Source organism: Rhodopseudomonas sp. BAL398 (assembly GCF_033001325.1).
In the GTDB taxonomy this organism is placed as follows: domain Bacteria; phylum Pseudomonadota; class Alphaproteobacteria; order Rhizobiales; family Xanthobacteraceae; genus JARJEH01.
Genome location: NZ_CP133111.1, coordinates 2,870,644 through 2,892,247, shown reverse-complemented (window position 1 = coordinate 2,892,247; position 21,604 = coordinate 2,870,644). Strand labels below are relative to the sequence as shown.

12 protein-coding genes are annotated in these 21,604 nt (G+C 61.3%); 9 read left to right on the top strand and 3 right to left on the bottom strand.

Annotation, left to right across the window (positions count from 1 at the left end; translation table 11 throughout):
- Positions 1–25: 25 nt before the first annotated feature.
- The 3 genes from RBJ75_RS13665 to RBJ75_RS13655 are packed head-to-tail and all read left to right on the top strand — an operon-like array spanning position 26 to position 5,006.
- The gene (locus tag RBJ75_RS13665; RefSeq protein ID WP_044407410.1) at positions 26–1,102 is read left to right on the top strand and encodes an HlyD family secretion protein; all 1,077 of its coding nucleotides are present in this window, start codon (positions 26–28) and stop codon (positions 1,100–1,102) included.
- Positions 1,099–3,891, top strand: coding sequence for a ribosome-associated ATPase/putative transporter RbbA (rbbA, locus tag RBJ75_RS13660; protein ID WP_044407413.1), 2,793 nt, complete (start codon positions 1,099–1,101; stop codon positions 3,889–3,891). Before RBJ75_RS13665 ends, rbbA begins: the two co-directional genes overlap by 4 nt.
- 2 nt (positions 3,892–3,893) lie before the next feature.
- The gene (locus tag RBJ75_RS13655; RefSeq protein ID WP_044407416.1) at positions 3,894–5,006 is read left to right on the top strand and encodes an ABC transporter permease; all 1,113 of its coding nucleotides are present in this window, start codon (positions 3,894–3,896) and stop codon (positions 5,004–5,006) included.
- Between the two features lie 545 nt (positions 5,007–5,551).
- Here the strand turns inward: RBJ75_RS13655 and RBJ75_RS13650 are convergent.
- Positions 5,552–7,243: a methyl-accepting chemotaxis protein gene (locus tag RBJ75_RS13650; protein WP_044407419.1), complete on the bottom strand. Its 1,692-nt coding sequence runs from the start codon at positions 7,241–7,243 to the stop codon at positions 5,552–5,554.
- 1,035 nt (positions 7,244–8,278) lie between these two features.
- On the opposite strand from RBJ75_RS13650, the gene RBJ75_RS13645 reads away from it, so the two are divergent.
- From RBJ75_RS13645 to RBJ75_RS13635, 3 genes are read left to right on the top strand one after another with little or no spacing between them, the layout of a single operon-like run.
- Positions 8,279–10,867 carry a TerB N-terminal domain-containing protein gene (locus RBJ75_RS13645; protein ID WP_201776300.1) on the top strand — a complete coding sequence of 863 codons (2,589 nt, stop codon included), beginning with the start codon at positions 8,279–8,281 and terminating at the stop codon, positions 10,865–10,867.
- Position 10,868: 1 nt separating this feature from the next.
- On the top strand, positions 10,869–12,185 hold the full coding sequence (locus tag RBJ75_RS13640) for an ATP-binding protein (protein WP_044407422.1): 1,317 nt from the start codon (positions 10,869–10,871) through the stop codon (positions 12,183–12,185).
- Positions 12,186–12,194: 9 nt separating this feature from the next.
- Entirely contained in the window at positions 12,195–14,381 is a 2,187-nt protein-coding gene (locus tag RBJ75_RS13635) for a DEAD/DEAH box helicase (protein ID WP_044407426.1), read from the top strand.
- A 102-nt stretch (positions 14,382–14,483) separates the two neighbouring features.
- Here the strand turns inward: RBJ75_RS13635 and RBJ75_RS13630 are convergent, their stop codons facing one another.
- Together RBJ75_RS13630 and RBJ75_RS13625 are read right to left on the bottom strand one after the other, a co-directional pair.
- Positions 14,484–14,750, bottom strand: a complete 267-nt coding sequence (locus RBJ75_RS13630; RefSeq protein ID WP_044407429.1) for a conjugal transfer protein TraD — start codon at positions 14,748–14,750, stop codon at positions 14,484–14,486.
- Position 14,751: 1 nt separating this feature from the next.
- The gene (locus RBJ75_RS13625) at positions 14,752–15,078 is read right to left on the bottom strand and encodes a conjugal transfer protein TraD (protein ID WP_044407440.1); all 327 of its coding nucleotides are present in this window, start codon (positions 15,076–15,078) and stop codon (positions 14,752–14,754) included.
- A 182-nt stretch (positions 15,079–15,260) separates the two neighbouring features.
- Here RBJ75_RS13625 and traA point away from each other — a divergent pair, with 182 nt between their 5' ends.
- From traA to RBJ75_RS13610, 3 genes are all read left to right on the top strand, one after another.
- On the top strand, positions 15,261–18,242 hold the full coding sequence (gene traA, locus RBJ75_RS13620; protein ID WP_044407432.1) for a Ti-type conjugative transfer relaxase TraA: 2,982 nt from the start codon (positions 15,261–15,263) through the stop codon (positions 18,240–18,242).
- A 217-nt stretch (positions 18,243–18,459) separates the two neighbouring features.
- Positions 18,460–19,962, top strand: coding sequence for a glutamate decarboxylase (locus RBJ75_RS13615; RefSeq protein WP_276156365.1), 1,503 nt, complete (start codon positions 18,460–18,462; stop codon positions 19,960–19,962).
- A 22-nt stretch (positions 19,963–19,984) separates the two neighbouring features.
- Entirely contained in the window at positions 19,985–21,496 is a 1,512-nt protein-coding gene (locus tag RBJ75_RS13610) for an APC family permease (RefSeq protein WP_044406646.1), read from the top strand.
- Positions 21,497–21,604 lie beyond the last annotated feature (108 nt).

The following is a 21,604-nucleotide window of genomic DNA, read 5'->3' as shown; positions in this document are numbered from 1 at the left end:
AAAACCGTGACATAGAGGCCGATCGATGACGATGAAGGATTTCAAACGGCCGTGGATCGCCGCGTTGCTGGTCGTGCTGGTCGGCGGCGGTGGCTATTTTGTCTGGAAAGAGTTCGGCAGGAGCAGTCTTCCGCAAGGCATTGCCAGCGGCAATGGCCGTATCGAAGCGACGGAGATCGACATCGCCACCAAGACGCCGGGGCGGATCCGGGAAATCCTGGTCAACGAAGGTGATTTCGTGACGGCCGGCCAGGTGCTCGCCCGCATGGACACCGATCAACTGGAAGCGCAGCGCCGACAGGCGATCGCCCAGCATCATCGGGCGATCGTCAGTGTTGACACGGCCAAGAGCCTCGTCGCGCAAAGAGCTGCCGAACGCACCGCCGCCATCGCAGTCATCGCCCAGCGTGAGGCGCAGCTCGATTCGATCCAGAGAAAGCTCGGGCGCTCGGAGCGGCTGATCACCACCAGTGCAGTGTCGCAGCAGGTTCTCGATGACGATCGGGCGAACGCCGAGGGTGCGAAGGCTGCCGTCGCAGCGGCTCAGGCGCAACTCGCGGCGGCCGAGGCCGCCATCAGCGCCGCCAATGCGCAGGTGATCGATGCCGGAGCATCCGTCGATGCGACCCAGGCGGCGGTCGAAAGCATCACCGTCGACATCAACGATGCGATTCTGAAATCGCCTCGCGACGGTCGCGTGCAATACCGGGTCGTGCAGCCGGGTGAAGTGCTGTCCGCCGGCGGGCGGGTGCTCAATCTGGTTGATCTCGGCGATGTCTACATGACGTTCTTCCTGCCGACCGCGCAGGTCGGACGGATACCGATCGGAGCCGAGGTCCGGCTCGTGCTTGATGCCGTCCCGCAAGTCGTCATTCCTGCCAAGGCGACCTTCGTGGCGGACGTCGCCCAGTTCACGCCGAAGACCGTCGAGACCGAAGAAGAGCGGCAGAAGCTGATGTTCAGGGTGAAGGCGCACATCTCGCCGGCGCTGTTGAAGAAGTACATCCAGCAGGTCAAAACTGGTCTTCCCGGCATGGCCTATGTCAAGTTTGATCCGAAGGCGGAATGGCCGGCCAATCTCAACGGAACGCTTGCCCAATGACCGTTCAAACGTCCGCCGCCGGGCTGGTCGGATCGACTCAACCCGTCGTGCGTCTTGCCGCGGTCGATCTTGCCTATGGCGGCAACCACGCGCTTCAGGGCATCACGCTCGACGTGCCCGCCGGTTGCATGGTCGGCTTGATTGGCCCCGATGGCGTGGGAAAGTCCAGCCTGTTGTCGCTGATCGCAGGCGCGCGCGCCATCCAGACTGGAACCGTGGCGGTGCTCGGCGGCGATATGGCCGATACCGCCCATCGTCGCTCGGTTTGTCCGCGGATCGCCTACATGCCGCAGGGGCTCGGCAAGAACCTCTATCCGACGCTGTCGGTATTCGACAATGTCGATTTCTTCGGACGGTTGTTCGGCCAGGGCAAGGAGGAGCGGGAGCGTCGAATTCGTGAACTCCTGCAAAGCACCGGTCTGGCGGCTTTTGCAGACCGCCCGGCGGGCAAGCTTTCGGGCGGCATGAAGCAGAAGCTGGGCCTGTGTTGCGCCTTGATCCACGATCCCGATCTTCTGATCCTGGACGAGCCCACCACCGGCGTTGACCCGCTGTCACGCCGCCAGTTCTGGGAACTCATCGACAGAATTCGCGCCGAACGCGCCGGCATGAGCGTCATCGTTGCGACGGCCTACATGGAAGAGGCCGCGCGCTTCGATTGGCTGGCGGCGATGGATGCTGGCCGGGTTCTCGCCACCGGCGCTCCGGCCGAACTGCTGAGGCAGACCGGCGCCGCCACGCTCGACGCCGCCTTCATCGCGCTGCTTCCGGAGCAGCAGCGCCGCGGCTACGCCGAGGTCGTGATTCCGCCGCGTCCCGTTGGCGTCGACGACGACATTGCCATCGAAGCCGAGCACCTCACCATGCGGTTCGATGATTTCACCGCCGTCGATGACGTGAGTTTTCGGATCGGCCGTGGCGAGATCTTCGGATTTCTCGGCTCGAACGGTTGCGGCAAGACCACGACCATGAAGATGCTGACCGGACTGCTGCCCGCCAGTGAAGGCACGGCCAAGCTATTTGGACAGGAAGTCGACCCGAACGACATGGCGGTGCGGCACCGCGTCGGTTACATGTCGCAAGCGTTCTCGCTGTATTCCGAACTCACCGTCCGCCAGAATCTCGATCTTCATGCGCGGCTGTTCGGCATGCCTGTCGAAAAGATTGCGTACCGCATCGACGAGATGGCGCAACGTTTCGATCTCGCAAACTATATTGACTCGTTGCCGGATCCCCTGCCTTTGGGAATCCGCCAACGGCTTTCCCTCGCCGTCGCGGTGATTCATTCTCCTGCCATCCTGATTCTCGACGAGCCCACCTCCGGCGTCGACCCGATCGCACGCGACGGCTTCTGGCGAATCCTGTCCGACCTGTCGCGCACGGACAACGTCACCATCTTCATCTCGACCCACTTCATGAACGAGGCCGAGCGCTGCGACCGGATCTCGCTGATGCATGCCGGCAAGGTGCTGGTCAGCGATTCGCCGAAAAACATTGTCGAAAGCCGTTCCGCCGATTCGCTGGAAGCGGCCTTTATTGCCTGCCTGGAAGCCGCGATAGGTCAAACCGCAAGCGTTGCACCGGATATCGGGCCGATTGCCGCCGCCGCCGAGAAGAAAGCCGAAGCAGGCATGTTCGCAAAGCCAGGTGCGTGGCAGCGGTTGTTCGATCCGCGGCGCATGTTTGCCTACACCCGCCGCGAAGCCCTTGAACTGCGCCGCGATCCGATTCGCGCCACGCTGGCCACCATCGGCAGTGTCATTCTGATGTTCGTGCTAGGTTATGGCATCAACATGGATATCGAGAATCTGACATTCGCAGCGCTGGACCGCGACGACACCACGATCAGCCGCGACTATATCCTGCAAATCGCCGGGTCGCGCTACTTCAAGGAAAAGGCTCCGATCACGGATTATGCCGATCTCGATCGACGCATGCGCAGCGGTGAGCTGAGCCTGGCGATCGAAATTCCGCCGGGCTTCGGCCGCGACGTGGCGCGCGGGAAGAACGTCGAGATCGGAGGCTGGATCGACGGCGCGATGCCCACGCGGGCGGAAACCGCGCGCGGTTATGTTCAGGCGATGCATGCAAGCTGGCTGACTCAGAAGGCGACAGAGCAGTATGGCGCCGCCGCCGTCGCCGGCAGCTACAACCTGGAGATCCGTTACCGCTATAATCCGGACGTCAAGAGTCTGGTGGCGATGGCGCCGGCGGTGATCCCGCTGCTGCTGCTGTTGATACCGGCCATGCTCGCTGTGCTCAGCGTGGTTCGCGAGAAGGAACTGGGATCAATCGTCAATTTCTACACCACGCCGGTGACGCGGCTCGAATTCTTGATCGGCAAGCAATTGCCCTATATCGCGCTCGGCATGCTGAACTTCGTGTTGTTGACGGCCTTCGCCATTTTCGTGTTCCGCGTTCCGTTCACCGGCGGCCTGCTGGCCCTTGCGAGCGGCGCACTGCTCTACGTCACGACGACGACCGCAATGGGGTTGATGATCTCGATTTTCATGAGCAGCCAGATCGCCGCGATTTTTGGAACCGCTATCATTACTTTGATTCCTGCGATGCAATATTCAGGGCTGATGGACCCGGTGTCGTCGCTGCAGGGCGCCGGCGCGTTGATCGGGCGAATTTATCCCACGACCTATTTTGTCAACATCACGCGCGGGACTTTCTCAAAGGCGCTGGATTTCGGCGACCTGTCCGGTTCGTTTGTGCCGCTGCTGATCATGATCCCGGTGCTGCTGGGACTGAGTTCGATGCTCCTCAAGAAGCAGGCGAATTGAGCATGCGCTCGGCCAACATTGTTCAGCTTGGCATCAAGGAATTTCGGGGGTTGGTCAGCGATCCGATGATGCTGATCCTGATCCTCTACGCTTTCACATTTCAGATCTACACGGCATCGACGGCGCTGCGCGAGACGCTGAACCGCGCGGCGATTTCGGTGGTTGACGAGGATCAGTCGCCGGTGTCGTCGCGGATCATTGCAGCATTCAATCCGCCGTATTTTGCAATCCCGAAGCTGATCACACAGCCCGAAATGGACGCGCGCATGGACTCGGGTTTCGACACCTTCGCGCTCGATATTCCGCCAAATTTTCAGCGCGATCTCATGCGCGCCAAGTCACCCACGCTGCAGCTCAACGTCGATGCGACCCGCATGTCCCAGGCCTTTACCGGCGGCGCCTATATTCAGTCCATCGTCTCAAGCGAGGTCGCCGAATTCCTGAAGCACTATCGGGGCACGGCCACCGTTCCCATCGACCTTGCGCTGCGGGCCCGTTTCAATCCTGAACTTAACAAGGGCTGGTTCGGCGCGATCAACGAGGTCATAAATTCCATTACCATGCTGTCCATCATCCTGACCGGCGCTGCGCTGATCCGAGAGCGCGAGCACGGCACCCTCGAGCATCTGCTGGTGATGCCGGTGACGCCGGTCGAGATCATGGCCAGCAAGATCTGGTCGATGGGCGTAATCGTTTTGCTTGCGTCTACGGTGTCGCTGCTGGTGATCGTGCAGGGGATCCTTGCGGTGCCGATCGGAGGTTCGGTGACGCTGTTCCTGTTCGGCGCGGCCCTTCACCTGTTCGCCACCACCTGCATGGGGATCTTTCTGGCGACCATGGCCGGCACCATGCCGCAATTCGGGCTGCTGCTGATGCTGATCCTGATGCCGCTGCAGGCCCTGTCAGGCAGCCTCACGCCGCGCGAGAGCATGCCCGAAATCATTCAGACCCTGATGCTTGCTGCTCCGAACACCCATTTCGTGATCCTCGCGCAGTCCATTCTGTTTCGGGGCGCCGGACTGGACGTTGTGTGGCCGCAATTGTTCGCGCTGACCCTGATCGGGGGCACCCTCTTTCTGGTCTCATGGGTGCGCTTCAGGCAGTTTCTGCGCTAATTCAATATTGACGGTCACCACATTGACGCAGGCGAATGCGAGCGGTCGAACGGAACGGATGCCGCATTGGCGGGGAAAACGGCCGCAGTTTTCGGACGACGTAATACGGTTCTTCGCTGAAGATTGTGATCTTGAGACAGGCGGTCGAGCGGCCCTATCGAGGGAAAGCGAGCGCGGACTCGTACCCTTGAAGTTTCGCGCACGACGTAAGCGCTGCGCTGGCACAACCGAAAGCCATGCAGTTGCATCTCACAGCTGCATCTCAACGAGGTGTCGGTCAGTCGCTGCGGGCGCGTGGGCAGTGCAGTTAATGGACCGCGCCGGGCCACACTGCGGCGAGCCCCGGCATACCGAACAACATCATGCTAATCTTGCTGTCGTCGCGCCGGCCCGAACTGCACCCGCTAGAGAAGATCTGCCAATCGAACATAATGAGGTAGTAGGCGCATGTCGGTCGAATCTAGGGAAACTTAGATATAATTCGACCAGCGTTTCGAAATATCAGAACATCGTGCAGCGCATCACTTCGCAGGTGGCAAATTGACTCACGCCGCTCGTACGTTATCCAGGAACTTGCCGACTTCGACCTTCAGCCGGCTGCTGTCGCGGGACAGCGACTGCGCTGCGGCGTGGACTTGCGCCGAGGCCGACCCGGTCTCGCTGGCGCCGCGCTGCACATCGGCGATGTTGGCGCTCACCTGCTGGGTGCCTTGGGCGGCCTGCTGCACGTTGCGGGAGATTTCCTGTGTCGCCGCACCCTGTTCTTCGACCGCTGAGGCGATGGTCGATGAGATCTCCGACATCCGTCCGATAGTGGAGCTGATCTCCTTGATCGCCGACACCGAGCCCTGCGTTGCCGCTTGAATCCCGCTGATCTGTTGGCCGATCTCCCCTGTCGCCTTCGCCGTCTGCTCGGCCAGCGCCTTGACTTCGGAGGCCACGACGGCAAAGCCGCGGCCAGCCTCGCCGGCGCGGGCGGCTTCGATGGTGGCGTTCAATGCCAACAGATTGGTCTGCCCGGCAATGGTATTGATCAGTTCGACCACGGCGCCGATCCGGCCGGCCGCCTGCGACAATTCTGCGACCCGGTCATTGGTGTTTCTGGCCTGGTCCACCGCTTCATGGGCGATCCGTGCGGAGTCCTGCACCTGGCGACTGATCTCGTTGACCGAGGACGACATCTCCTCGGTCGCCGAGGCCACCGATTGCACATTGGTGGACGCCTCTTCCGACGCCGCGGCGACCATCGTCGCCAATTGCTGCGAGCGGACTGCGGTCGATGTCAGGCTGCCGGCCGAGGATTCCAGTTCGGTCGACGACGACGACAGCGACTCGACGAGTTCGCCGATCAGGGTTTCGAACGCCCGGGTGAGGTCGTCGATGCGGTGCGCGCGTGCGATCTTGGCGCTGGCGTCCAACGTCGCTGCCTCATCGGCGGCCTTCTTGGCGATCAGCGCCTCCTTAAAGACCTGCAGCGTCGTCGCCATCGATCCGATTTCATTGCTGTTGGCTCGGTGAGGCACCACCGCCGTCAGGTCGCCCTTGCCCAGCGCCTGCATCGGCGTCACGATCGAGGCAATGCCGCTGGAGACGTCGTGGATCAGATAGGCGCCGACCCCGACGCCGACCAGAATCGCGAGGCCGAGCAGGAGCGCCTGGATCGTGAAGGCCGACTCGTAGGTCGCGGTTGCCGCCTTGCCGGCGGCGTCGGCGTACTTGTTGTTGAGATCGATGCCCTGCTTGAGAATTTCATCGCCCTTGATCGCGAGCGGAAGCACCGTGCCGGAGTACAACGCCAACGCCTCGCGCGGCAGCGCGCCGGCGCTCTTACGCGACAACTCCATCACGTTCTGAGCGCCGGCTAGATAGCGCCCCCATTGCGCAGCCCAGCTTTCGGAGATCGCGCGCTCTTCCGCCGAGGTGATCAAGCGCTCGTAGGTCTGCCGGATACGCGTTACCAGTTCGGCTCCCTTCTCCAGTCGCTTTTCGACAGCCGCCTTGTCGTCGAGGGTTTCAGCCAACATGTGCGCGCGGATCATGCTTCGATAGGACGTGACGCCGTCAGAGAGATCGCCGAGGATGCGCACGCTCGGCAGCCAATTGGCCTGGATCTCGACAGCGTTGGCGTTGATTGCCTGCATGCTCCTGACCGAAAGCAGCCCCATTCCGGTCACGACGAACAGCAGAAATCCGATGACGAGCGTTATTTTGGCGCGAATCGAAAGCGCGGCGAGCATGAGGCAAGATCCTTGATCTGGAGCCGGTGCGATTGGCGGGAAGGTCGCCATGATGCCGAGGAACGAGAGAATTCGCGAGACAAATTGGGCCAGTGCCGCACGCAAGGCGATCGCGGATGGTTGCGAGCAGCCATAGGACGGCAGCGCCTACAGCCGCGTTAATTTCAACGCTGGTAGTTTTACTGGATGCGCGTTGCGCCCAGCATTTGCGGCATGCATCGGGTCGAGGAGTTTGCCCACTTCGCGCATGATAGTAGCGCCCTCAGAGACGACCGCAGCAAAGCGGCGGCCGCGTTCGCCGGCACTTGCCGCTTCGATCGTGGCGTCCAACGCCCACAAAATTGGAAGAGCTGTAGCGCTCCCGATTCGAATAGCGACATAGTCTGTCAGGTGAAGCCGAACTCGCTTTCATGGCGGCGTATGCGGCAATCGGCGGTGGTCGGATTGCTATCTCGCGGATTATCGCGCCATCGGCGGTAAATGGCGGGCCGAGGCATTCGAACTAGGGTCTACCCTGATAGGCTATGCCGCTAGTCTTGGAACCGTCTGTTCAACCAATCGCAAGGATCGGGTGTTGCAGGCCCCCGCAACCACTTTTGTCATAACTCGCTAGAAATCGAAGTGTAACAATAGCTTACATGGAGACTGGCGAGCTACACAAAGCTCCGGATGCACCAGCGCCGGGGCTCTCGCCGTTTGGCCACCGGCGGCAGCAGTTTGAATCCTTCTCCTCCGCGACCGATAACGATGATCACTATGTTTTCGCCATAGCCCTACGATAGCACTTGTTGCTGGCTTAGCATCTAGCTCTACCTTAGAAGCAGCGCGAGGGCGGCGGCTACACGCTCCCATGGACGTTTGCTTCACTACTCCGCACAGGTCGGAACCGAGCGTAGAGTCGGCAAGCCCTGCGATCGATTGGCCCGGAAGCGCCGCAATCCTCACTCACGCCTCGTCGCTCGATTCACTTGCTTAGTCCGAGGTGTCGCGGGCATAGTCACATCTGGTGACATCATCTGCGGCGCGGGGGGCGTTTTGAAGTTTTTGCGAATTATATTTCTCTACATCATATTCTTCTTTGTTGCACTGATCATTAGCGGGTTGTTCCTTCAGCAATTGAACGGTGGACTTTTCGTGCTGTTCGCCTTTCTCGCCCCTGGAGTAATCGTCTGGTGGTACGAGAAACGGCGCGCACGCAGTCTGGCTGCAAAACGAGAAACGACATCAAATCTTGTAGGGCACGGAAAATCCTCAGGCTCCCTTGTGTCGCCGCCTCCAGTCACCAATGCGGTCGGACAACCCGCGCCGCCACAGGGCAAATTGAGTGACGATTTGCCGACCTCTTCATCTCAACCACGCCATACACCGCCGAAACAGGACAACGCGGCCCTCATCAGGGCCGCAAGAAAAGCTGGTCCGGAACTGGCCGCCATTGCTGCCCAAAGAGAGGCAGAGAAGATGGCCAGAACCCGGCCATGGGAAACGCAGCGCTCGCCAGCATCGCCTGCGGCCCCCATTCCAGTTGGACAATCCGCCCCGGCACCGGGAAGATCTGACCGAATTCAAGGATGGGTACCCGACGGTCAGACTATCTCGGTCTGCGGGCGTGAAATCGGTGGGATGGTCTATGTCGGCACACCGCCAACGATGAACCAGTATGGCTATGGCGAGAAATGCCGGGCCTATATCGACCCGTCCCTTCCCGTCGCCCGAGACGGCAACGACAAGGATGGACAGGGCATGTCTTATTGGCCGGGATATTCCAGTATCCCGCCTGAAAGCCGGGCCACCTATTTGGACTGGCTCGCCGGCGGTGCAACGGACGGATCGTATAATCCGGGGTACATGTTCCTCTATTTCTATGGCTTGGAGCGGCGGTTCTTCGTCGACGACCCAAGCATTGAGGAAAAACGCGACCTGCTGCTTGAGGCGCGTCGGCTGGCTCAGCTCTATGCCGACAACCACTCGGCACAACGCTATCTGGGGGAATTCATAGAATTTGCCATCGTCTCGACTACCGAAATCGGTTCCATTGCGCCCATATTCGATAATCCCGGATGGGACTTGCCCTTTTCAGTGAAGCTGGCTGTCGGCGCGAGGCTCCAGAGAGGCGAGACCTTGGATGCCGATTGGGTGTTGAGCTGGCTTCTGTGTCATCCCGAGAGGAACCTTCGTACATCGGCCAAGCGGTGCCGGGATGAGTTTTTGGCTTTGTTCCGGCTGCGGTTTGAGCAGCGGTTCCCGGCGGGGATGCAGGTGAACAAGCCCAGAAAATCCCTTCAAACTAGGTATCAGGCGGCCTCTCGCGAGTTCGAAGGAACGGTGAACCCGTCCATAGACGGCAAACCGGTCCCCGATATTTCCGGCCTGTGCAAGCCCATCGAGATCGCACAGGAGGTCGCCGATGAGGTGATGGATAATCTCGACAAGTTCAGCCGATATCTGGGTCGCAATCCGGACGGACGCGGCAGCGTCGAAGCGCATGCGCTTCTGCCGGGAGAGCTGCGCCAGATGTTTCCATCTGAAGACCTGGAGAAGATCAAAGCATGGGTGAGCGACATCGTTCAGGCAGGCGGATTGGTCGTCGTGGGCGATGTGTTGGAACGCCTGGAAGGCGAACGCTCTGAAAAGGCTGGCAAGCGCCAGTTGACCGGCGCTGCAGACGCATTGGCTCGTATCGGATTCGGTCTGGCCCCCGATCCGCGCTTCGCCCTTCGATCACCGAAGGTCGACGAACCGGTGGTGCTGTTCGATCTTGGCGGCCCTGTCGAGCAACTGGAAGACGTTTCGATATCATACAAGATTGCGCTGGTGGAGATCGCCCTGGCGTCTTTTGTCGCCCATGCAGATGGCGTCATATCCGATCCGGAAAGAAGCGCGCTCGAAAATCAGGCCCGATCCGTCGCGGGCCTGTCCGAGCGTGAACGAAGGCGCCTAGCAGCCAATCTTGTTTGGTTTCTTGCGGTTCCCCCCGACCTGACGCTTTTGCGGCGCAAGCTCAAAGAAGGCGGCGCGGACCGGCAATCGGCGATTCGGGCAGCATTGGTCGCCGCCGCCCATGCCGATGGTATCATTAAGCCCGAGGAAGTTGCGGAGATCGAACGGGTCTATCGTGCGCTCGGTCTCGACCCGAACCTTGTTTACTCGGACCTGCATGCCGGTGAGGTTCCGGATGCGCCCTTGCGCGTACGCGAGGCTCGTCCCGGCGCCCCGGGCGAGACGATCCCGGCAGAACCGGCGGCGACTGGCCGGACGCTGGATACGGCGCGCATCGCGAGCATCCGGCAGGACACGGATCGCGTCTCGGCGGTTCTGGCCGATATTTTCGCGGCGGATACGGGAGAAGACGAGACTGAGGATACGACTGCTTCCTCGTCCCTTGCCGGCCTCGATGCGAAGCACACCGCTCTGATCCGCGAGGCGATCACCCGGCCGCACTGGACCGAGGAGGAGTTCGCCGGATTGGTCGCGCGGCACAACCTGATGGTGGCCGGGGCGCTTGAGACGGTCAACGAATGGTCCTTCGGGGTTTATGACCAAGCCCTGCTGGACGAATATGAAGGTTACGACGTGTCCCCCGATATCGCCGAAGAGTTGGCGGGCGTGTTCGAGAAGGAGGGATGAGATGTCTAGGCTGAAACCACGGGAACGAGACGCGATTGTTCAGGCTCTACGCGCGGGTGTGGTGCCGAAGCTTGGCCTTCGGCACATTCAGGTCGGGCGCGTGCGCGAGATCGAGGAGTTGGTCAAGGATATGGACCGCATCGCCGATGGCGGTGCCGCGATCCGGTTCATCATTGGGGAATATGGGTCGGGCAAGACCTTCTTCATGAACCTCATCCGCCTCATCGCCCTTGAAAAGGGCATGGTGGTGATGTTCGCGGACCTTGCGCCGGACCGGCGCATCCATGCTACCGGCGGGCAGGCGCGTGGTCTCTACGCGGAAATGGCTCGCAACCTATCAACCCGCACGAAACCTGATGGCGGAGCGATGGCCAGTGTGGTGGAGCGGTTCGTGTCCCAAGCACATCGCGACGCCGAGTCGGAAGGCAAACCGACGGGCAACGTAATCCGCGACCGCCTTGGCCATTTCGAGGAACTGACGGGCGGTTTTGAGTTTTCCGAGGTGATCCGCCGCTACTGGGAAGGCCATGAAACCGGCAATGACGAATTGTCCTCGGCGGCGCTGCGGTGGCTTCGGGGCGAATATGCCACCCGGACCGATGCGCGAAAGGCGCTTGGCGTGCGGACCATCATCGATGATGCGAATGTCTACGACCATCTCAAGCTCATGTCGGTCTTCGTCCGCGAAGCGGGCTATAAGGGCCTTCTGGTCGGCCTTGACGAGATGGTGAACCTTTACAAGCTGTCATCGTCGCAGGCGCGGAATGCGAATTACGAGCAAATCTTGCGCATCCTGAACGATGTCCTTCAGGGCAGCGCCGAGCATCTGGGCTTCCTAATGGGAGGAACCCCAGAATTCCTGATGAATACCCGCCGGGGACTCTACAGCTATGAGGCGCTTCAGACCCGGCTGGCCGAGAACAGCTTTGCCCGGGATGGACTGGTGGACCTTTCCGGCCCGGTGGTCCGACTGGCCAGCCTTACGCCGGAGGATATGTTCGTCCTACTGTCGAACATCCGGGCGATCATGCAGGACGGCGAGGGTGCCGTACCTGATACCGCGCTCGAGGCCTTCATGACGCATTGTTCGGACCGGATCGGCGAAGCCTATTTTCGCACGCCGCGCAATACCGTCACGGCCTTCGTGAACCTGCTTTCGGTGCTCGAGCAGAACCGGGGCGTCGAATGGCATGACCTGATCGAGAAGATCGAAGTCTCTCCGGATCAGGGCGATGACATGTCCGACCTGGATGAGGCCGCCGGCGCGCGGCCGGCGGATGACGGTGACAATGACCAACTGACAAGCTTCCGTCTCTGAGGTTTGCGGATGACCTCGGCCTTCGAGAAACTGGCGCGCCCAATCCAAAAATGGATCAGAGGACAGGGCTGGAGTGAACTACGTCACATCCAGTCTCAGGCCATACATGCGATCACGGGGGGCGGCGCAGACTTGATTATCGCCGCCACGACCGCCGGCGGAAAGACCGAGGCCGCCTTCCTTCCCCTGATCTCGCAGGTTCTGGATGATCCGGCGCAGGCGAGTGGCTTCGACTTGCTCTATATCGGGCCACTCAAAGCACTGATCACCGATCAGGCCGGCCGACTTGAGGAGATCTGCCGCGAGGTCGAAATGCCGATCACCCCGTGGCACGGGGACATTTCCGCCTCGGTCAAAAGCCGAGCACTAAAGGGACCCCGGGGTATTCTTCTGATCACCCCGGAATCCCTTGAGGCTTTGTTTATCCGTCGCGGGCTGGAAATCCCGCGCCTGTTCGGGGCGACCCGGTCGATCATCATCGACGAACTGCATACCGTACTCGACAGCGAGCGGGGGGTGCAGATGCGCTCCCTACTGACCCGGATGGAGCTGGCTATCGGCCGCCGCGTTCGCAGGGTGGGCCTTTCGGCGACTTTGGGTGACATGCAACTGGCCCGCACCTATCTGCGCCCTGATAACCCGGCAGGGGTCGACTTGCTAAAGGCCGAGGGCAGCGATGCTGAGCTGATGCTGCAACTGCGCGGCTACGTCTCGGGCGACAAGGACGAGGAGACCGCATCCGCCGCCGACCGGATTGCCGAACATCTCTTCAGGAACCTGCGCGGGACCGACAATCTGGTCTTCGCCGGGTCCCGGCAATCAGTCGAGGTCTATGCGGATCGTTTGCGCACCTTGTGCGAGGAGGAGCGCCTTCCGCAGGAGTTTTATCCCCATCATGCCAGCCTTTCCAGGGACCATCGGGATTTCGTCGAACGCCGCCTGAAGGACGGATCAAAACCCACCACCGCGATCTGCACCTCAACGCTGGAGTTGGGGATCGACATCGGCGATGTGACATGTGTCGCCCAGATCGGTGCGCCTTTCAGCGTGGCGGCGCTCAGGCAACGCCTCGGGCGTTCGGGCCGTAGGGCCGGCCAACCCGCCGTGTTGCGCCAATACGCGGTCGAGGCGCGTCTGACACCCGACAGCAACTATGTTGACCGGCTGCGATTGGGGCTGATCCGATCGGTTGCCATGATCGACCTCCTACTGGAGGGATGGTGCGAACCACCGCGAGCGCAGGCTCTGCACCTTTCCACCCTCGTCCATCAAATTCTTTCGGTTATCGCGGAACGTGGTGGGGCCTCGGCAAGTCGTCTGAATCGCACCCTGTGCCAGGAAGGACCTTTCACGAAGGTGGAAACATCCGTCTTCATGGACGTACTCCGAGCCTTGGGCGACCCGGAAACCGGCCTGATTGAACAGAGCGATGACGGCCTCTTGCTGCTCGGGCGTATCGGCGAAAAGCTGGTCGAGCACTATAGCTACTATGCCGTTTTCCAGACACCTGAGGAATATCGCCTGATCTTCGGTGGAAAGGAGCTTGGAACCCTGCCAATCGTAAACGTAATGGCACCGGGAATGATGCTGATCTTCTCAGGTCGGCGATGGGTTATTCAGGAGGTTGATGATCGCGACAAGGTCATCATGGTGACTCCATCAAAAGGCGGAACCCCACCCGTTTTCGGTGGTGATCCCGGTGATATCCACGACGTGGTTATCGAGCGGATGTTTAACGTTCTACAGGGCGACACCACACGGGCTTATATGGACCGGGAGGCCCGAGCTCTGCTCGATGAGGCTCGACGGCATTATATGCAACTCGGATTCACCGCATCCTCGGTTGTTCAACTGGGTGAGAGCAGCTTTGCGATAGCCACAAGGGTCGGCACCATCAAAACTAACACGCTTGCTTTGGCTCTTCGGGGGAAAGGTTTCGATGTAGAGTCTCATGACGGCTTTCTGACGATCCGCGCAAGGGATGGTGCTCCGGATATTTCCTGCACCCTCGGCAGGATCGCAGCCGGGGAAGATTGTGTGTTATTCAATGATCAGACAAACCTCATTTTCGAAAAATACCATGCTTATCTTACTCGCGATCTGCTTGAACTCGATGCCCTGTCATCAAAAGTTGACCGGGTTTCTTTGAAACATGTCGCGGAAAACATCCTTTCTTCCGGTGTTCTAGATGCTTGAACCTGATGTTGCGGCACCTCGGCGACCTTAGTTGGTCTCGCACAATTAGCCGCGCGATAGTGGCGGCGCTGCGATATGTGGGGCGCACCGCCCCGCCATCGGTCACGCCCGATCCTGCGGCGGTTGAGTTCTGTCATTCGTGCCTTCTGGATGTTCCTCTGTGAACGCTTCCTTCCCCTTTCCGGCCCATAGTTCGCGCGCCCGCTCAGCGTCTTCGCTCTTGAGCTTTTCGGCCATCCAGAGCAGCGCCCCGTAGATCATGGTGCGGTCGTCGCCGGTCAGGTCCACGATTCCGGCCTTGACGACGAGACCGCCGAGTTCGATCAGATGCCGCGTGCGCTTGCGGCGCTCGACCTGCCACGTCCGCATATCATGCCGAGCCTGCGCCGCCTGATGCCGGTTGCGCGCTGCCCGGTTGCGTTGGAGCGCCGCCAGTATCGCGGTCAGGCGCTGATGCAGTTCGCCGCGACCGGCCTTGAAAGAACGCAGCGCCGCGCCTGGCCCATGCCTCCCTCTTCCCGGCATCCTTCGTCTCGGCCAGCGCGACGAGCGCACCGGCCAATTCGTCGGCGGTGAGGCCATCGGCCCCGGTGGCGACGACCAGTTCACCAAGCTGCTGCACCTTGCGGGTTTTGAGTTCCCGCGCCTTGTCTTCCAACGCCTTCAGTTCGGCGTCATAGTCCCTCGGTTTCCGCATCCTCGTGTCCTTTCCCGGTCGCAAGTCACTGATGTGGCAAGGATAGTTGCGCAGACGGTGGAACGCAGTAATGTTGTCGGGACGGTGTGGCACGGCCCGGTCCATCCCGAGATTTTTTCGAGGGAGGGCGCGCTTATACGTCGTTCCGACGTGCGCTTCGCTGTGCTGATGTTCCGGTCGCGATGGCGATCTATCATCTTCACGTCAAGGTCATTTCCCGCAAGGCCGGAAGCAGTGCGGTGGCATCCGCCGCCTACCGTTCCGCCTCGCGGCTGCGCGACGAGCGCATCGACCGTGTGCAGGACTTTTCCGCCAAGCGGGGCGTTGTTCATTCCGAGGTGCTGTTGCCGGAGAATGCACCGGAGCAGTGGTCCGATCGTGAGCGGCTGTGGAACGATGTCGAGGCCTTCGAGGCGAGGCGCGACGCCCAGCTTGCCCGCGAGGTGGAGTTCGCCATTCCGCGCGAGATGACGCAGGCCCAGGGCATCGAGCTTGCTCGCGACTTCGCGCAGGCCGAGTTCGTGGACCGGGGCATGGTCGCCGATCTCAATGTACATTGGGATATGGCCGAAGACGGCATGCCCAAACCCCATGCCCATGTGATGCTGACGATGCGGTCGGTGGACGAAAACGGCTTCGGCAAGAAGGTCCGCGACTGGAACCGCACGGAGATGGTCGAAGGCTGGCGGGAACGCTGGGCAGAGCTTGCCAACGAGCGGCTGGCCGAACTCGACATCGACGCGCGCATCGACCATCGCAGCCTCGAAGCGCAGGGCATCGGACTGGAGCCGCAAAGCCAGATCGGGGCGCCCGCGCAGCGCATCGAGGGCGAAGGCATTGACGCTGCCGACCGGGCGGAGATGCACCGCGAGATCGCCCGCAACAACGGCAAACGGATCATCGCCGATCCTTCCACCGCACTGGATGCCATCACGCATCAGCAATCGACCTTCACGCGGCGCGACGTGGCGATGTTCGCACACCGGCACAGTGACGGAATCGACCAGTTCAACGAGGTGATGGGCGCGGTGCGGAGCGCGCCCGATCTGGTCGAACTCGGCAAGGACGGACGCGGCGCGGATCGTTTCACCACGCGCGAGATGATCGAGGCCGAACAGCGCCTGCACCGCGCCGCCGAACTGATGGCCGAGAAGAAACGTCACGATGTCAGCGACAGGGACCGTGAAGCCGCTTTGACCCGTGCCGAGCAGCGCGATCTTGTCCTTTCCAGTAAGCAGGCCGACGCGCTGGCGCACGTCACGGACGGGCGAGACCTCGGCATCGTGGTCGGTTATGCCGGAACGGGAAAGAGCGCCATCCTCGGCGTGGCGCGGGATGCCTGGGAAGCGACGGGCTACGAGGTTCGCGGTGTGGCGTTGTCCGGCATTGCCGCCGAAAATCTCGAAAGCGGATCGGGCATTGCGTCACGCACCATCGCCAGCATGGAACATGGCTGGCAACATGGCCGCGACATGCTGACCCCGCGCGATGTTCTGGTGATCGACGAAGCGGGCATGGTCGGCACGCGCCAGATGGAGCGTGTGCTCTCTCATGCGGCAGAGGCCGGTGCCAAGGTCGTGCTTGTCGGCGATCCGCAGCAGTTGCAAGCCATCGAGGCGGGGGCAGCCTTCCGCTCCATTCATGAGCGCCACGGCGGTGTCGAGATCAGCGAAGTGCGAAGGCAGCGGGAGGACTGGCAACGCGACGCCACGCGCGATCTGGCAACCGGCAGGACCGGCCAAGCCATCCATGCCTACGCGAGAGGCGGCATGGTGCACGAAGCCCAAACGCGGCAAGAGGCCCGCGACGACCTGATCGATCGCTGGGACCGCGATCGGCAGGCAGCACCGGATGCCGGCCGCATCATTCTCACCCATACCAACGCCGAAGTACGGGAACTCAACGAGGTAGCTCGCGGCCGGATGCGCGACGCGGAAGAACTGGGCGAGGACGTCCACCTGACCGTTGAACGCGGCGAGCGCAGTTTTGCTGTCGGCGATCGCGTCATGTTCCTGCGGAACGAGCGCGGGCTGGGCGTCAAGAACGGCACGCTGGGCACCATCGAACAGGTCAGCACGCAGAGCATGTCGGTCCACACGGACAATGGCCGTTCCGTCTCATTCGACCTAAAGGATTACGACCGCATCGACCATGGCTATGCCGCGACCATCCACAAAGCGCAGGGTATGACGGTGGACCGCACCCATGTGCTGGCAACGCCGGGTCTGGATAGCCACGGCAGCTATGTCGCCCTGTCCCGGCACCGCGACGGGATGGACCTGCACTATGGCCGTGACGACTTCGCGGACGAGAACAAGCTTGTCCGTACCCTGTCGCGCGATCGGGCCAAGGACATGGCGTCGGATTACGATCCGGTGCAGGACTATGCCGAGCGGCGCGGCATCACATTTCGCGAACGGATGGTGCGTGTTGTCGAGATCGCCAGGCAGGTTCCCGAGAAGGTGCGCGGCATGTTCGACGGTCTGCGCCCGTCCGCGGACGGCGCGCCTGATGCAGGCACCGGAGAGCAGCCGGAAAGGGAAAGCGCCGGCAAGGAAGTCCAGCGCAAAGCCGCGGCGCCGGAACGCGATGCCGCCGAGGAACGGGAAGCCGCACTGCGCAAGGCCCGCACGCGTGCCCTCATCCGCCATGCCCGCGCCGTCGATGCTATATTCGAGGCGCAGGATATGGGCGGCAGGGCCAGCCCGGAACAGGCGAAGGAATTGCACGAGGCCCGTGCGGTCTTCGAGGACGTACGGCCCTACGGTTCCCACGATGCCGAAGCCGCCTACAAGAAGAATCCCGAGCTTGCGATGGAGGCCGCGTCGGGCCGCACCGCTCGCGCCATCCGTGCCCTGCAACTGGAAACCGAGCTGCGCACCGATCCGCAGCTTCGTGCCGACCGCTTCGTCGAACGCTTTCAGAAACTCGACCTTGCCAGCCAGCGTCAGTACGAGGCGGGTGACTATTCCGGCTACAGGGCCGCGCGGGCGGAGATGGGCAACATGGCGATGGGCCTCGAACGCGATGCGCAGATGGAATCCCTGCTGCTGGGCCGCAAGCGGGACCTCGGCATCGACATCGACTTCGACTCGGGCCACGGCCTTGCCCGGGACCTCGCCATCAGTCACGGGCTCGGCCGGGGACGAGGGATCGGGCTCTGAAACCTTCCTATTTGTCGCTGTCTTGCGGCGGCGAGGAAGGACGCGCGCGTTCGCGTGCAATCGCCCATCGGCAAATTAATTGCAGATTGTTCGCTCCGGAAGTTGATGGAGATCAATGGACGGCTCCGACAGCCATTGTAGCTAGGGATTCACGCCCGGAAGCGGCTGCCCGTGTTGTCAGCTTCTTCGACCATTCCTGCGACGGGAGAACTCGATAATGCCTCTTCACAGCCGAGAAGCCATACGCGCCGAACTGGAGAACGATATTTATGGAAGCGTCGTCAGCAACACTCCCGTTCCGAAATACCGGCTGGGCGAGCACGAATTGCGTCCCGACGAAGCAACCGCCCTGGTGAAGGACGAACTCCTCCTTGACGGAAACGCCAAACAGAACCTCGCGACATTCTGCTCGACCTGGCTGGATTCGGAGGTGCACCAGCTTATGGATCTGTCGATCGACAAGAACATGATCGACAAGGATGAATATCCGGCGACGGCCGAACTCGAGAACCGTTGCGTCCACATGCTCGCAGACCTGTGGCATTCGCCGAAGGCTGCCAATACGATCGGCTGCTCGACCACGGGATCGAGCGAGGCCTGTATGCTCGGCGGGCTGGCGCTGAAATGGAAATGGCGCGAGCGGATGAGCGCGGCAGGGAAGCCGACCGACAAACCGAACATAATCACCGGGCCTGTCCAGGTGTGCTGGCACAAATTCGCCCGCTATTTCGACGTCGAGCTGCGCGAGATCCCCCTTGAGCGCGACCAGCTGAGCATGACGCCGGAGGAAGTACTCAAGCGCGTGGACGAGAACACGATCGGCGTGGTGCCGACTTTCGGCGTGACGTTTACGGGGCAGTACGAGCCCGTGCAGGAAATCGCAGCGGCTCTGGATCGCCTTGCGCGGGAAAAGGGACTGGATGTCCCGATGCATGTCGACGCGGCTTCGGGCGGCTTCATCGCCCCCTTTATCGAGCCGGATCTCCTCTGGGACTTCCGCATCCCCCGCATCCGTTCGATCAACGCTTCCGGCCATAAATATGGATTGGCGCCGCTCGGCGTCGGCTGGGTTGTCTGGCGCGAGAAGGAAGACCTGCCCGAGGACCTGATCTTCTACGTCAACTATCTCGGCGGCAACATGCCGACATTCGCACTCAATTTCTCCCGGCCCGGCGGACAGATCGTCTCGCAATACTATCTTTTCCTGAGGCTCGGGCGGGAGGGCTACCGCCGCATCCAGCAGAACTGCTACGATGTGGCCCAGCACCTCGCCCGGGAGGTTCCAAAGGCCGGACCCTTCGAGCTCTTCTTCGACGCCAATAGCCGCAAGGGTATTCCCGCCGTTTCCTTCACCATCCGGAATGGAGAAGATCCGGGTTATACACTCTTTGATCTCTCCGACCGGCTGCGTGCCCGCGGGTGGCAGGTGGCAGCCTATACGATGCTGCCGAACATCCCCGACGTGGTCGTCATTCGCTTCATCGTCCGCCACGGCTTCAGCCGCGACATGGCAGACATGCTGATCGAGGATATCAGGCGGTCGGTGGCCTATTTGCAGCAGCATCGTCCGATCAAGGCACTGACCGCGGCGGAGGGCACGCGTTTCACCCATCACGCTCTTCCCAAGAAGAAGCTTCCGGCCGGGCAGGTCGCCAACGACCACGCCGCAGCCGCAGTTCAGGAAAGACCGCGGCCGCGCCACACGCCGGCTGGCCGGTAATCGGGAACGGAGGGACAAGACCATGACAATAGTTTCCACTTCATCCGAGCCCGCGCCGAAGCAGGGCGCGCGTGGCGTCCGCTTTTCGATCTGGGCCGTCGCCTTGATGACGGCCGCCGCCGTCATCAGCCTTCGCGGTCTGCCCATGATGGCCAAGGAGGGGCTGACCATGTGGTTCTACATCGGCTTCGCCACCCTCTTCTTCCTCATTCCCGGCGCGTTCGTGTCCGCCGAGCTTGGCGGCATGTTCAATACCGACAAGGGCGGTATCTACACCTGGGTGAAGGCCGCTTTCGGAAGCTCTTGGGGACTGGCGGCCGTTTGGCTGCAATGGATACAGAACGTCGTGTGGTATCCCGTCGTGCTGGGCTTTACGGCTGCCGCGCTGGCTTATCTGATCGGTGATCCCAACCTTGCGAATAACCACTTCTTCAATTTCGCCGTGGTGCTGGTTGTCTATTGGCTGGCAACGTTCATCGCGCTGTTCGGCGAAAAGTCTTATGGAAGCTGGTCGCAATATCTGTTCGTCATTGGCACCGTGATCCCAGGTGTGTTCCTGATGGTCCTGGCACTCGTCTGGATCGCCCTCGGGAACCCGATCGAACTGATCCAGCCGGCGAGCACTGTGGCCGCCGCCGCGTCCGCTTCCGGCCATCAGGTTCATCCCTGGTTGCCCGACATTTCGGGGCTGGGAGACATAGCCTTCCTGGCCGGGACGGTGTTGCTGTTCGCCGGCGTCGAGGTGCAGGGCGTGCGCGCTAACCTGATGAACAAGCCAAATCGCGATTTTCCCGAGGCGATGATCCTGGCCGCCATGATCGTCTTCCTGCTGTTCACCTTCGGCTCCCTCGCGGTCGCCACGATTATCCCCATCCATGAGCTCAGCCTCACTGCCGGAATCATGCAGGCATACAAGGCGGCGCTCGACCTCTTTCACATCGGATGGCTCGTTCCCGTCGCTGCGGCACTCCTTGCGGTGGGGGCGCTGGGACAGATCGTCACCTGGATCGGCGGGCCGAGCCGGGCACTCCTCCAGACGGCGGAAAACGGAGAAATTCCGCCGATGTTCTCGGCGACGAATTCCAAAGGCGCGCCCAAGCATATCCTAGTGTTGCAGGCGGTCATCGTCTCTGTTCTTGGCTGCTTCTACCTGATTTTCCCCGATCCCAGTGTCGCCTTCTACCTGCTGAGTGCGATGACTGTCGCCCTTTACCTCGTCATGTATCTCCTGATGTACGCCGCGGCGATCAAGCTGCACCATAGTCAGGCGGACAGAGAGAGACATTTCCGCATCCCCGGCGGAATGGTCGGAATGTGGGCTGTCGCGGGAACGGGATTTGTAGCGGTCCTGTTCGCCCTGATCGTCTCCTTCTTTCCACCCACGCAAATTCCTGTAGGGTCATCGACGCTCTACACGACCATGGTGGTCCTGGGACTGGTGGTGTTCGGTGGCGCTCCCTTCGTCATCCACGCCTTCAAGAAGCCGAGCTGGGTTCACCTCACGGCAGGGCAGGCGAACGAGGCGGCTGAATGAATGAGTGTTCCTTCGGACCCGTTTTGAGGGATTGTCACGGGAAGAACGGAGAGGATTGAACGAAGCTGCCATGCGGTATTGGAGCGAAAGGTTACCGTTCCCCGGGAG

Coding starts and splice junctions, on each gene's coding strand:
- RBJ75_RS13665 (WP_044407410.1), top strand. CDS start 26: ATGACGATGAAGGATTTCAAACGGCCGTGGATCGCCGCGTTGCTGGTC.
- rbbA (WP_044407413.1), top strand. CDS start 1,099: ATGACCGTTCAAACGTCCGCCGCCGGGCTGGTCGGATCGACTCAACCC.
- RBJ75_RS13655 (WP_044407416.1), top strand. CDS start 3,894: ATGCGCTCGGCCAACATTGTTCAGCTTGGCATCAAGGAATTTCGGGGG.
- RBJ75_RS13650 (WP_044407419.1), bottom strand. CDS start 7,243: ATGCTCGCCGCGCTTTCGATTCGCGCCAAAATAACGCTCGTCATCGGA.
- RBJ75_RS13640 (WP_044407422.1), top strand. CDS start 10,869: ATGTCTAGGCTGAAACCACGGGAACGAGACGCGATTGTTCAGGCTCTA.
- RBJ75_RS13635 (WP_044407426.1), top strand. CDS start 12,195: ATGACCTCGGCCTTCGAGAAACTGGCGCGCCCAATCCAAAAATGGATC.
- RBJ75_RS13630 (WP_044407429.1), bottom strand. CDS start 14,750: ATGCGGACGTGGCAGGTCGAGCGCCGCAAGCGCACGCGGCATCTGATC.
- RBJ75_RS13625 (WP_044407440.1), bottom strand. CDS start 15,078: ATGCGGAAACCGAGGGACTATGACGCCGAACTGAAGGCGTTGGAAGAC.
- traA (WP_044407432.1), top strand. CDS start 15,261: ATGGCGATCTATCATCTTCACGTCAAGGTCATTTCCCGCAAGGCCGGA.
- RBJ75_RS13615 (WP_276156365.1), top strand. CDS start 18,460: ATGCCTCTTCACAGCCGAGAAGCCATACGCGCCGAACTGGAGAACGAT.
- RBJ75_RS13610 (WP_044406646.1), top strand. CDS start 19,985: ATGACAATAGTTTCCACTTCATCCGAGCCCGCGCCGAAGCAGGGCGCG.